This window comes from Bartonella sp. CL436QHHD (genome assembly GCF_042195105.1).
Taxonomy (GTDB): Bacteria; Pseudomonadota; Alphaproteobacteria; order Rhizobiales; family Rhizobiaceae; genus Bartonella.
On the sequence record NZ_JBHINR010000031.1, the window covers coordinates 1 to 2,003 of the forward strand.

1 pseudogene is annotated in these 2,003 nt (G+C 41.5%); it reads right to left on the reverse strand.

Annotation, left to right across the window (positions count from 1 at the left end):
- Positions 1–2,003, reverse strand: a pseudogene (locus ACFIKN_RS03965) (hypothetical protein); the annotation flags it as partial.

Genomic DNA, 2,003 nt, shown 5'->3' on the forward strand with positions numbered 1-2,003 from the left:
TCACATTATTAACCTGTTCAGTCAATTTATTCTGAACATTCGTGATAGAACTTCCAACACCGGCAAGTGCATCAGCTACATTCTGATAATTCTTGTCAAAAGAAGTACCATCCTCACCAAACTGCTTGATCTTAAAACTTGGAGCAGTCCATTTTCCTTGCTCATCATAACCTGCACCACCACCAAAATAAGTTGCAAGTTGTTCGTTCAGCGAATAAAGTTGACTACCCGTTACAGCATCCGTTGATTTAGCGCTAATCTCACCATTTGCTAGAAACGTAACTCTACTGTTTTCTTGTGTCCTGACAGCTTTGCCTTTTTCTTCTTGCTTCTTCTCATGACGCGCTACAAAGGCATTGACTTCATCATTCCATAACAAAGAATCCTGTGCTACTCCTTCAGAAACCTCTTTAATCCGTGCATTCACATTCTTGATATTTGTATCAAGACCTGCAAAAGCACTCCCAACATCATTAAAAGAGCCCTCTGTTATATTACCCTTCTTATCAATCTTGGATAAGTTATAAGTTGGTTCCGTCACGCTAGAACCAGAAACTCCTGCACCTCCACCAAAATATTTTGATGTATTCGCCATAGCCGTTTCCAGATTTCTCGCTGTGGACGAAAGACTCTCATTGGTTTTGCTTAACTGTGAAAAATTAACTGCATCGTTCGCTCCAGTGCCATCCGATACTCCTGTAATCTTTTTACCCCCAGCATCTATCCCAGAAATGATTATTTTCGGACCATTGGCTATCACTAAGCCTGTTGCATCTAAGGTATTTGTACCTGCCTTTACGCTCTCCAGTGTGATATCCTTTGCTAAATCAAATTTTACCTTATTGTCCTCTTTGCCTTTTGTAATATTTAGGTTGCTACTTCCAGCTGCCAAATCCATTGGGTTGGTTGAATCAACACTTGTCGTATCTGCACCATCAACAGAGAGATCCCAACTTGGAGTTATAGAGTCTTTTAGAGCTTTTAGCTGCGCAACATTCACGGCATCAGTGTCGTCCGCGCCACCTGCAACGCCAGAAAGAATTCTGGTCTTATTATCTTTATTGGCAATAGTGATTTTTTCACCATCTGTATCCTTACCAATGGTGATGTATTTCGTCTGCGCATCTTGTTTAATAAAACTACTGGCTGCTACTTGTTCTTTTATTTCCTTCAGTTGTCCAAAATTCACCGCATCGGTGCTTTCAGTACCCGTTGCCACTCCAGTTATCTTTTTACCTCCAGCATCAACACCTCCGGTGGTTATTTTCGGACCATTGGCAATCACTAAGCCTGTTGCATCTAGGGTATTGCTTCCTGCAGTTACTTTATTGACTGCGATTTCCTTAGCTAGATCAAATTTTATATTATTGTCATCTTTGCCTTTGCTAATTTGAAGATTTTCACTTGCTGCTGATAAATCGATCTTGCTCTCTATACCGATAGTTGTAGCATCTGCACCACCAACAGACAGCTGCCAACCTTTATCTACATAATTTTGTAATGACTTTATCTGCGCAACATTAGCAGCATCAGTCAGTTCAGAACCAGCTGCTACCCCTATAATTTGTCGCGTTTTCTTCTCGCTGACATCACCAACACTCACAGCACCATAACCACTCTTCCATTGAGCGTCAGCACCTGTTGCATTCGCTTTCTTATAAGGAGAATAGCCCAAAACACCACTAGCCCTATCGGCTACAGTATCTGCACCTAGAGCAACACTGGACAACGTTTCCGCTCTTGACCGTCCACCAATAGCGGTAGTAGCAGCACTGTTGACTTGCGTGTTGTTGCCAACAATAGTAACAGCCTCAAACAGGTTATTTTGTGAATGTACCTGTATGTTGTTACCAATAGCAATAATATTAACACCCTTCGCATTCGGACTGTTTCCTATTTTTATATCATCATTAGTTGCATACGTACTCACCCTCCTTGCTAAACTATTAACGCCAGACAGCAAAATATCATCACTATTATCTCCCTCAACAGGCAGCATCCAC